Annotated in this window: 10 protein-coding genes and 2 pseudogenes; 8 read left to right on the forward strand and 4 right to left on the reverse strand. The window is 36.5% G+C overall.

Translation table 11 applies throughout. The features are described 5' to 3' along the window. Window positions 1-187: 187 nt before the first annotated feature. Window positions 188-451, reverse strand: coding sequence for a hypothetical protein (locus FTT73_RS15240; RefSeq protein WP_127801456.1), 264 nt, complete (start codon window positions 449-451; stop codon window positions 188-190). Window positions 452-952: 501 nt separating this feature from the next. Here FTT73_RS15240 and FTT73_RS15245 point away from each other — a divergent pair. Continuing rightward, on the forward strand, window positions 953-1,276 hold the full coding sequence (locus tag FTT73_RS15245; RefSeq protein ID WP_104442387.1) for a hypothetical protein: 324 nt from the start codon (window positions 953-955) through the stop codon (window positions 1,274-1,276). Here the strand turns inward: FTT73_RS15245 and FTT73_RS15250 are convergent. Then, entirely contained in the window at window positions 1,273-1,482 is a 210-nt protein-coding gene (locus FTT73_RS15250) for a hypothetical protein (protein WP_005404800.1), read from the reverse strand. The two genes, FTT73_RS15245 and FTT73_RS15250, sit on opposite strands and share 4 nt — an antisense overlap. 126 nt (window positions 1,483-1,608) lie before the next feature. After that, complete coding sequence (locus tag FTT73_RS15255; RefSeq protein ID WP_227554861.1) at window positions 1,609-2,601, reverse strand: hypothetical protein; 993 nt, start codon at window positions 2,599-2,601, stop codon at window positions 1,609-1,611. A 2,485-nt stretch (window positions 2,602-5,086) separates the two neighbouring features. Here FTT73_RS15255 and repM point away from each other — a divergent pair. The 4 genes and pseudogenes from repM to FTT73_RS15275 form a co-directional block, all read left to right on the forward strand. Continuing rightward, window positions 5,087-6,037: a replication initiation protein RepM gene (gene repM, locus FTT73_RS15260; RefSeq protein ID WP_005404786.1), complete on the forward strand. Its 951-nt coding sequence runs from the start codon at window positions 5,087-5,089 to the stop codon at window positions 6,035-6,037. Window positions 6,038-6,113: 76 nt separating this feature from the next. Continuing rightward, entirely contained in the window at window positions 6,114-6,359 is a 246-nt protein-coding gene (locus tag FTT73_RS15265) for a hypothetical protein (protein WP_005404787.1), read from the forward strand. 77 nt (window positions 6,360-6,436) lie between these two features. Further along, the gene (locus FTT73_RS15270) at window positions 6,437-6,988 is read left to right on the forward strand and encodes a plasmid replication DNA-binding protein (protein ID WP_005404788.1); all 552 of its coding nucleotides are present in this window, start codon (window positions 6,437-6,439) and stop codon (window positions 6,986-6,988) included. Window positions 6,989-7,249: 261 nt separating this feature from the next. Beyond that, window positions 7,250-7,375 (forward strand): annotated as a pseudogene (locus FTT73_RS15275) (SMR family transporter); the annotation flags it as partial. Window positions 7,376-7,382: 7 nt separating this feature from the next. Here the strand turns inward: FTT73_RS15275 and FTT73_RS15280 are convergent. Further along, window positions 7,383-8,345 carry an IS30-like element IS18 family transposase gene (locus FTT73_RS15280; RefSeq protein ID WP_125279924.1) on the reverse strand — a complete coding sequence of 321 codons (963 nt, stop codon included), beginning with the start codon at window positions 8,343-8,345 and terminating at the stop codon, window positions 7,383-7,385. A 104-nt stretch (window positions 8,346-8,449) separates the two neighbouring features. Between FTT73_RS15280 and FTT73_RS15285 the strand changes: the two are divergent. The 3 genes and pseudogenes from FTT73_RS15285 to FTT73_RS15295 all read left to right on the forward strand — a co-directional run. Further along, window positions 8,450-8,671: pseudogene (locus FTT73_RS15285) on the forward strand (SMR family transporter); the annotation flags it as partial. Continuing rightward, window positions 8,672-9,229 carry a TetR/AcrR family transcriptional regulator gene (locus FTT73_RS15290; RefSeq protein ID WP_005146114.1) on the forward strand — a complete coding sequence of 186 codons (558 nt, stop codon included), beginning with the start codon at window positions 8,672-8,674 and terminating at the stop codon, window positions 9,227-9,229. A 122-nt stretch (window positions 9,230-9,351) separates the two neighbouring features. Then, window positions 9,352-9,844 (forward strand): IS6 family transposase (locus FTT73_RS15295; RefSeq protein WP_180191631.1); only part of this gene is annotated, 493 nt, incomplete at its 3' end.

Genomic DNA, 9,844 nt, shown 5'->3' on the forward strand with positions numbered 1-9,844 from the left:
GATTAGGCATTCTGTACCGTTAGAGTTTAGATAATTAAATACATATTGTACCGAAATTAAATATTAAGTCTATAAATACGGTTTTTGAGTTGCTTTTTAAGACTTTATTTTGTTCCGTTAGGCTATACTCTAAATTTACAGAACATCTCTTATTCGAAATTCGATCGAATGGGAGTAAAAGCCTGCCTCAATTCGAATTAATTTTACGTTTTTTAATTTTAAAAGTTCGTCGCCCAGCAAGTCGGTAAGCAAGGTCAGGATTCCGGCCGTCCAAGTGTTTAACCAAAATTGGCACACCATTCGGTGTTTTACTCATTAAATTATCATTTTCTACATACAGCACTGTTCCTCTTTGCGCTGCGGCAATAAAGCGGTCTCGAAGTACATTTGCAGCTTTGGCAGCAATACCTGATTCATTGTCATCTTCATCAATTAGATCTACTGTTGACATAGTGCCGTACTCCCAATTAGCTGATATATGAATCATATTACAAGTCGGGTAGACAGGATAAAGAACTAGAGACCTTTCTACATATAATGCTCTGATCGACACACACAATAGCTTCTTTCCACATCAAGGTAGGTATTATGTGTGATCTGAATTTTATATTTAATTTCAATAACTTATAAATATTAATGTTTGAGTTTTATTTTTGCCACATAAACAAAATAATATTTAAAATCAAATGCTTATATTTTATAAAAAATTTAAAGCTTAGCATCACACATGATAGCTACCTAAATTAGCTCCATTAGGTAGCTATCATGTGTGTCGATATTAAAAATTATGTTTAATTTCAATGTATTAATAGAATTCAACTCTTTATAATTTTGATATTTTTTTTACAAAGCACGGGATCATCTAACAGAAATTTTTTCCCTTTTTTAATCCTGGATATTTAGAATCGGTAGAAATTTCTTCACTTAAAAATTTAACTGCCTAGAGAGCAAAATGAATCCTATAACTTTTCAGAAACTGGAAAAAATGAATAAGCACTGCAAGGCTTGTGTTAAAGCCTATGCACTTTTGACTTTGTTGAGTCTGGTGACTTTTTTCATCTATTTTTTTAATCGTTTCACATTAGAAATTCTCGTTACGGACACGACTGCTCTATTTCCGGTTATCAAAATGGAAGCGTTGGCACTTGGGATAATGCACATTGTTTACTGCTTCTTTTTTAAATATGTCGATAAAAAACTTCAAATATTCGGCTTAGATTCAAATAATCTGAATGAATACATCCAGCGGAATCAGGCATTTTTCCAAAAATATTAAGGTATGGCTTCTCCAGTGGAACTCATGTCTTGTAATACATCAAAGACAAGTCTCTCAATGCCTGAGCGTGCTTTATCACGGTCTGGATCTAGCCAGGATAGCGACGGGAATTCGGCACAGAGTCCAATAAATTCCCCGTCTTGGGCGGACCATGTCACACTAAATAAATAACGAGCTTCGGTCTTAAAATCGAAAAAAGCTTTCATATATTTTGCCGCGTGTTTAGCCTCAGCTCTCAAATCGTCAATTTCTTGGCGGCTGAGATAATAATCATCAGGATATTTCTGCATGAGTTATCACCATTGTTAATTGAGATTGATTTAAAAAACATCCTATACCTCGGTTTTATTGGACTTCGCCTTCCATTTTTCGTATTTTTTGTTGAGATCTTCCGTTAATACACTCCTAAAATGAGCTTCTGCTTCTTGATATGATGAATTATTTACAATCGAACTTTTCAGTTTTTTCATATATGAAAGTTTTAAAGTCCGGGCACCATGATCAAACCAGGGCTGATTATATTTATCCTTGAATAAGCGTTTTTCTAGGTGATACAAATTTCCGATCTGCTGACGTACCCCACGGTAGCCTAAATAGCCCTCCAAGGCCCGGAAATGGCGTTCAAAATAGGCTTTCTTCTCATCCAGACTGGCATTTTTTTCAATCAGGCTCTGAAACCGCAAAACGACCCTTTTCCCTTGTTCTAGTTGTTCCTTATAGGCTTTATCAGTCAAACGCCAGGTCCAATCTGTGACATGTTTTTCATTGGTCCAATTCTTGGCTTGAAGCTCTTTAATGCTTTTCTTCGGCTTGGTCAGACGTACCAGTTCATATCTACCACAGCTGATTGGATTAACCTCACCAATGTAACTAAAAGACTCTGAACTTGGACAGATCTCAAAGATTTTACGGTTAATCTTCAATAAATCTTGTTTGTCTGTTTTGCTCAAAACTTTTTGAGTTTTTTCATCCAATAAGAAAGCATCACTGGTTCGACAAAACAGGTAAGCCTCTACTTGCACCAAAAAAGCAGGTTCATTTTTATCAAATTTTTCCCAGCATTCACTCTCACTCAGTCCTGGTAAATAACTATAAGTGAAATGAACCAGCAAGCTAAAAACTGGCTCACTGTTCAATCTTCTTCGATAGGTTTGTTGGGCTGTTTCCAGTAAATGATAACGCTCAATCCATTTTGAAATCATACGGCTTGCTTCATCAGTATTCATATTCAATATGAATTTCTTAGCAACAAGATCATATTCGTTCGTCATCATTCCCATGACATGTTTTGTAAAATCTTTAGGAACATAGCTGTAATAAATCATTTTTTTATTACTCTTAAAGTGATTTTAATAAAGTGATTCTATAAGAGATTTATAAAAGATATTTATTAAAAATTCTATAAGAAATTCTTAAAGTCTCAAAAATGCAATTTTTGAGACTTTAAGCATGATTGCGAATCACCTTCGGAGATTCTATAAATAGCAGTTCCCCAAAATGGGCTTGACGACCGCAACTTGATCAAATATAAAACTTTTAGGGTCTTTGATTTTTTGCGTGGACTGCCAATCCATGAGCCAATTCTTTTCTGTTTGGTTCCTGGGTTGCCTACCCATGAATCAGACACACTCCCCCTTCTTGAGGATTGCCAGTCTTTGAGAAGCTTTAGTGGTGAAGCTGCGTGCGTGAGGAAACTCTAGCTGGCGCGGCTACACTAGGGGCTGGCGGGTGTGACTCCCGCTTTCTACCTGTTCACTCATTTTGATGAATGAACACCCTCCACTCCCAAGGTGGAGGTCAGTTGGGCGACAAGGACACGGGATCACGGTGACGTGGCGGTGGGAGTAACTTCCCTCCTAGGCTGAAAGGGCCAAAACCCTGTATTAAAACAGACAGTCAGAGGACTCACGGAATGAGTAACCTCGTGAATAGCTGATAACCAGACGCTTCAAGTCAAAAACAAAAATAAAGACAAGGGCGTAGGTTATACCCACAGGTGGGCTTTTGAGGGCATCGTGAGGTGTCAGGGTTGCAAGGCGAAAGCTGGCGCAATCGGTACTCGATTTTAGGTAGAACAGTGAATTTGTCGGAAGACATTCTGTTTTGCTGTCGAGATCAATGGATAGCTCAAGCCTGTAAGGTCGTCAACATGGTGCTTTTTAGGCTGTGTATGTCGATATGGGTAAGGCGTGAACGTGGATGATTATTAACTACATATTGCATTGTATAAACCTGATACGACTTGGAACTGCGATCGGGGGAGATAGGAATGTAGGTGTTGTATGTAGGAGATCGGCACGGGTTCTGCCAGTTTTCAGGCAACTGAAAACAACTGTTTTAATACTAACTTGGGAAGCAGTTTTGTTTAATGACGAAGCCGTATTGCTTAAAGATTTCTCTTTAATTTGAAGAGGTCTTTATTCAATCGGAGGCAACTTCCGAAAACAGAACTGTGGGAGAGTGACTTAGTAGGGCTTTGCTGTAATGGCAAAGGAAGCATTTCAATTCGAGTGAAAGGCGAGCGTTGAAATGAGTAACGAAAGGACACGCCATTAAGTTGGAGTGTGTAAGAGAATTGGAAGAATGTGGTTTGAGGATGAAGTTTGGCAACTTCATAGACTTGGCGGTCTAAACCCTCCAGCCACATTTGTAAAAATCGACCTAGAAGATCAGATTCGAGTGGCATCGGATCCAGAAATTCCAAGAACCTTGAGAAAACAAGTCAAATCAAAGTCTTTGATCCGACTTTTTAAAAACGGTTAGTGGGGACCTCACTTAAAAAATCCTGACGCAGCCGATTCTGCTGAACGAAATTAAAAATCTGTGTGTCCCTCATCACACATAAATAACTGAGATCAAAGTCCTGAGTACGACTATAAACTGCTTTCCATTTTGCGCTGATTTGCGTTTTAAGCCATTTTCTCTATTTGATATAGGTAATCTTGATAATCAGTGAAAAAACGCGTCTACCCCCTATTTTTTGCCTCTAATCGTTATATCAGAGCGAGTGTCTACGAGCGAACATCAAAAAGTCGTGCCTAGACTCCCTGAAAAACAGCTTTTTAGGCTGTGAAGTCAAAAAAGGCGTAAATCATATGTAGAAAATTGAGCCTAGACCGAGCGAAGCGAGCAAAAAAGTACTATGAGCGAAGCGAATTCCGAGTTGCTTTTGCTTTTTCTAAAACTCACGAAAATATTAACCAAAAAATTGCCCCTCGAATCGAGCGAAAGCGAGATTCAATAGAGTTTGAGCGAAGCGAAAACCAAGGGCAATTTTTCATGATTCACGTTTTTAATTATTTTTAAATACTTTTAATGTTTTTAGATGCTCTGTAGCCCTATAAAATAAAGGGTTACAGAGCTTATACATGGACGTTTATCTTGCTATACATGGACGTTTATCTTGCTATACATGGACGTTTATCTTGCTATACATGGACGTTTATCTTGCATATATTGACAAATATTATAATGTCAATTTTAAGGTTGAATTATAAACCACCTAATTGCAATAAGTGTTTGTATTTAATGAATTTTTATTAATTCCGATTATATATTAGATATTTAATAAATATTAAATACATAATATCAAAGATATTATCTTAAAATATCTATATATATTATTGTTTTTATTATAAATAATAGATTAGATAATATATTAAATAGACATTTTATAACCTATTATTTTTAATATACATGGACGTTTATCTTGCTATACATGGACGTTTATCTTGCATAACCTAAAAAATCATTGACATCAAAATATAGTGTCAATATATTGACATCAAATGATCACGTCAAAATAAAGATATGAAAAATACTGTCGTCAAAGATAATGCTTTAATCAATGCTAGTTACAACCTAGATCTAGCAGAGCAAAGACTAATCTTATTAGCTATTGTTGAAGCTAGAGAAAGTGGAAAAGGTATCAATACAAACGACCCACTCGTTGTTCATGCTGAAAGTTATGCACATCAATTTAATGTTCATAGAAATACGGCTTATACAACATTGAAAAATGCTTGTAATGCACTGTTCTTACGTCAGTTTAGCTATCAAGAAAAAAACTCTAAAAACATAGAACATATTAAATCTAGATGGGTTAGTGAAATCAGATATATAGAGAATGAAGCCGTGGTTAAACTTATTTTTTCCCCAGCCATTGTTCCATTAATTACAAGATTAGAAGAACATTTTACTAAATATGAGCTAGAACAAATTAGTAATCTGAGTAGTGCTTATGCAATCCGTTTATATGAGCTTTTAATAGCGTGGCGAAGTACAGGTAAAACGCCAATTTTTGAATTAGCCGATTTTAGAGAAAAATTAGGAGTTGATAAAACAGACTACGCGATAATTTCTGATTTAAAAAAACGAGTACTAGATATTTCAGTTAAACAGCTTAATGAACACACTGACATCACTGTTGAATACGAACAACATAAAAAAGGACGTTCAATTTACGGCTTTTCATTTTTATTTAAAAACAAGCAAACAGAGCAGAATTTAAACTCGACACGAGATCCAAATACCGTAGATCTTGTTTCAAAAATGACTAAGGCTCAGCGACATTTATTTGCTAATAAACTCTCTCAATTACCTGAGATGAGTAAGTACTCCCAAGGCACCGAAAGCTTTCCGCAATTTGCAATTCGTATAGCTGACATGCTGCAAGATCCACATCGTGCTAAAGAACTGTATCCATACTTAGAAAAAGTGGGATTTATGTCAGCTACTAAAAACAATGCTGTTAACAACTAAACTCTCAGTGAGTGAAGGATCCAGAATTAAAATCTGAGACTAAATAATTAAACTATAGTCATATAAGGAATTTGAAATGCTTATTGATGCAATTGCTTTATTAAGTGCTAAAAAAAATACTAAAGGTTATTCAGCTCATATCCAAATTGAGACTTCTGACGGTTCAGAAATTAGTGGCTCTATACAATTAGATCATGAATGGGATTATCAACTCGGCTTTTTGAGAGATTTAATAAATACAGAAGAAGATATGCGTTTTGTTGATAGAACCTTTACCAGTGAGGATTTTAGAAATGGTGTTTTAGGTTACTTAAGCAATTAGGCTTTAAACCTTGAGTGTATTAAAGAATACACTTGTTGTATTCTTTAATACGTCTCCTAAATACACAGTAATACAGTATGAAAACAAGTACAAAATACAGTGTTAGTGATGCTGCAACACTGTATAAAAAATCTCGGGCCACACTCTACAAAGATATAAAAAACGGAGTATTAAGTCGTGATCATGATGGTTCTATCGACTTCTCAGAATTACTTCGTGTCTATGGTGAGCCTTTTGGTGGAAAACACCCAAAACGTATTGACATGTCTCCGATACAAAACCTAGATACACCTGAATACAATGATAAAACAGTGGAAGAACTCAAAAATCAGATTGAGTTTCTAAAGAAACAACTAGAAAAGGCAGAAGATAGAGAAGCAAAAGCTAATTCTCGCATCGACACACTCCTGACCCTCATTGAAATGAAACCATCCCAAGCCACTACAGCTAATAATCATCAACCTGAAACAGATATAGCGATAGATCCAAAACTAGAAACCAAACCTAAAGATGATGGATTGACTATTCCGGTTGAAAAAGAAAACAAGCGAATCCCTGTTCCTGAACACGTAGACCCAGAACCGGAAAAAAGAGGCTTCTGGAGCCGCTTCTTTAAGCCATATGGCTGATCTGATTGTTCACCTGGGCTTATTAAAACCGTGGAGCATTGCTCAAGAAGTAAGCGTGGAACGTGAAAAATCACAAAAAAAGCCCACCTTGGGGAAGGTGGGCTATCAACTAGAAACTACAGCATTGATTTCTAAGTGGAATTATAACGCATTTCGTATAACGTGTATTATGTTAATTTTAGAAAATCTAAAATAATTATTGATAATTTTTTTTTGAAAATTTAACATACCTTCCGATTGGTATTTTAGGTATGATTACTTATGAACAGTGTGTTACTCGCTTATGTATTACTTGGATTTGCAATAGTTTCCGAAGTGATTGGAAGTAGTTTTTTAGTTAAATCGGAAGGGTTTACAAAACTTTTTCCAAGCGTGATGGTCTTTATTGGCGGATTCAAGCGGCAAGTGCAACAGTATAAAAACCAGCCATAACTTCACTCGGTGTATACCAACCTAGTGTTTTTCTAGGACGATGGTTGAGTGCAAATTCTATCTGCTCTATTTGTTCGTTTGACACGCCATCAAACGATGATGATTTTGGCAGATATTGACGGATTAAACCATTCGTATTTTCATTTCTAGCTCGCTGAATAGACTTGTAAGGATCAGCAAAATACGTCTCTATGCCAGCATCAGTAATTCTTTTGTGTTCGGAAAATTCTTTGCCATTATCAAATGTCACACTATAAGCATGGCTCATTTGTAAACGATCTAATGCACAAGTAATCGTTTGAGAGGATGCTCTTGTTGGCCCTAAATGAACAATATGTACATACAGGCTCTTTCGATCAACGAGAGTCAATAAAGCACCTTTATGATGTTTACCAATCACCGTGTCACCTTCGAAATCTCCTAAACGTTGTCGTTGATCAATGACCTGGTCTCGGCAGTGAATACTTGTTTTATCAATGATTTGACCCCTACGATCCGTGTTTTTGTAACCGCGTTTTCGATATTTCTTCTGATGCCTTAAATGTAGATGAAGTTTACCGCCTTTTGATTTATCTTGATAAATGTACTGGTAAATCCACTCATGTGAAGGTACATCCAGCCAACCGCGTTGTGTTAAAGCACCTGAAATTTGTTCGGGTGACCAGTCCAAACCAATCAAATAATCAATATAAGCGAAGGCAAATGCTGTCATTGATGATGAAGGACGGTACCGTCTTTGACTTGCAAATTTAGCTGCCTGTTGAGCTCTATATCCACGTTGCCCAGTATTTCTTTTTAATTCACGGTAGATGGTTGATCGTGAACGTCCTAATTCCCGAGCAAGGGTAGCGATTGAACTTTTACTTTTCAAAGTAGCATAAATTTCGTATCTTTCATCTTGAGAAAGTTGGGTGTATTTCTTCATTGTGTGCTTTCCAATTGCGAGTTGAAAAAGTCTAATGATTCTATGAATACACCTAACTTTTTCAACTAACTACAAATGTGTTGCACTTGGGATTTGAATCTGCGATTTTTTTTAGCACGGCATTTTATTTATTATCACAAGTTATTAAAACAATCCCTTTAGGTATCGCATACGCTATATGGGCTGGTGTTGGGATTGTTCTAACTGCTGTAGTTGGCTACTTTGTTTTTAAACAGACACTAGATAATCCTGCTTTAATTGGAATTGGTTTTATCGTATCTGGCGTAATAATTATTAATTTATTTTCGCAATCAGCAGGTCATTAAGTGAAAGAAATTCGGCAACAAAAGAAGCAACCAGAGGTTATTCGAAAGCGCATCCTTGAACAGGCAACTATTCTTGTTTCTCAAAAGGGTATTTCTGGTGTTTCTATTCAAAATATTGCTACAGCAGTAGGTATAACAAAAGGGGGGGTATTTCACCATTTCCCGAATAAAAAAAATTTGATAGAAGAAATGTTCAATCAAATAATTCTTGATTTAGATCAAACAGTTGAATACTTGATTAAACGCGATCCAACAGAATATGGTAAATTCACACGAGCTTATATTCATAGTTCTTTTATCCATCAAATAGATGGGGTGGTTTCTGCTTGGTCAGCGTTATCAATGACTATGATCACAGAGCCTACCTTTAATAAAATTTGGATGGAATGGCTAAAAAATAGATTATCTCAACATGCAGAAACGGATAGTCATCCTGATTTAGAGTTACTTCGTTTAGCAGCAGATGGGTTGTGGCTACAAAGTATTACCGGAGTCATTGATGATGAGCAATGTTCAAAATTAGAAGACGATCTGCTTAATCGAACCTATTTAACATAAAATCTCTTATTCGAAATTTGAACTGTAAGCCCCAGATAGAAAAATCCAGTGCATAGAACGGCACTGTTGCAAATAGGCTGACATGATAAGCTAAATATCTTATTTATTTCGAGATACAGCAGATGAATCCCTTCCACGGTCGGCACTTTCAAGGTGAAATCATTCTTTGGGCTGTTCGTTGGTATTGTAAATATGGCATCAGCTATCGTGAACTTCAGGAAATGCTGGCCGAACGTGGAGTGAATGTTGATCACACCACAATTTATCGCTGGGTTCAGCGTTATGCTCCAGAAATGGAAAAACGTTTACGTTGGTATTGGCGTAATCCTACAGATCGACATTTATGGCATCTGGATGAAACTTACGTAAAAGTGAATGGCAAATGGGCATATCTATACCGTGCAGTTGACCAACGTGGCCATACTCTTGATTTCTATCTTTCTGCTAGACGAAATACCCATTCAGCTTATTGTTTTCTTGGAAAAATTTTAAATAATGTGAAGAAGTGGCAAATTCCACAAGTGATCAACACGGATAAAGCACCCACATATGGACGTGCTTTATCACGGTTAAAACGGGAAGGTAAATGTCCACCAGACCTTGAGCACAGGCAGA

Origin of the sequence: Acinetobacter sp. YH01006 (assembly GCF_013420445.1) — a bacterium.
GTDB lineage: Bacteria > Pseudomonadota > Gammaproteobacteria > Pseudomonadales > Moraxellaceae > Acinetobacter > Acinetobacter pseudolwoffii.

Excerpts from the sequence above, each read along its gene's own strand:
- repM (WP_005404786.1), top strand. The coding sequence starts at position 5,087 with ATGAAAAATACTGTCGTCAAAGATAATGCTTTAATCAATGCTAGTTAC.
- FTT73_RS15270 (WP_005404788.1), top strand. The coding sequence starts at position 6,437 with ATGAAAACAAGTACAAAATACAGTGTTAGTGATGCTGCAACACTGTAT.
- FTT73_RS15265 (WP_005404787.1), top strand. The coding sequence starts at position 6,114 with ATGCTTATTGATGCAATTGCTTTATTAAGTGCTAAAAAAAATACTAAA.
- FTT73_RS15245 (WP_104442387.1), top strand. The coding sequence starts at position 953 with ATGAATCCTATAACTTTTCAGAAACTGGAAAAAATGAATAAGCACTGC.
- FTT73_RS15250 (WP_005404800.1), bottom strand. The coding sequence starts at position 1,482 with ATGAAAGCTTTTTTCGATTTTAAGACCGAAGCTCGTTATTTATTTAGT.
- FTT73_RS15255 (WP_227554861.1), bottom strand. The coding sequence starts at position 2,601 with ATGATTTATTACAGCTATGTTCCTAAAGATTTTACAAAACATGTCATG.
- FTT73_RS15240 (WP_127801456.1), bottom strand. The coding sequence starts at position 451 with ATGTCAACAGTAGATCTAATTGATGAAGATGACAATGAATCAGGTATT.
- FTT73_RS15280 (WP_125279924.1), bottom strand. The coding sequence starts at position 8,345 with ATGAAGAAATACACCCAACTTTCTCAAGATGAAAGATACGAAATTTAT.